This window comes from Pantoea dispersa (assembly GCF_035783935.1).
In the GTDB taxonomy this organism is placed as follows: Bacteria; Pseudomonadota; Gammaproteobacteria; order Enterobacterales; family Enterobacteriaceae; genus Pantoea; species Pantoea dispersa_C.
Genome location: NZ_JALKOV010000062.1, coordinates 1 through 221, shown reverse-complemented (window position 1 = coordinate 221; position 221 = coordinate 1). Strand labels below are relative to the sequence as shown.

General features: G+C 73.3%; 1 protein-coding gene. It reads right to left on the bottom strand.

The annotated features are described in order from the left end of the window. On the bottom strand, positions 1 to 221 hold a 221-nt coding region (locus MXF20_RS23335), incomplete at both ends, for an Ig-like domain-containing protein (protein WP_325971651.1).

Genomic DNA, 221 nt, shown 5'->3' with positions numbered 1-221 from the left:
CTCTCGTTGCCCGCCGCATCGGTGAAGCTGGCGCTCAGCGCGTGCTCGCCGTCGCCGCTCAGGTCGGCCGGAATGCTCCAGCTGCCGTCCGCGCCGACCACGGTGGAGCCGATCAGGGTGGTGCCGTCGTACAGCTTGACGATGTCGCCCGCGGTGCCGCCGGCGCCGGACATCTCCAGGCTGCCGTCGCTGGTCAGGCCGCCCGCGCTCAGGTCGGTGCC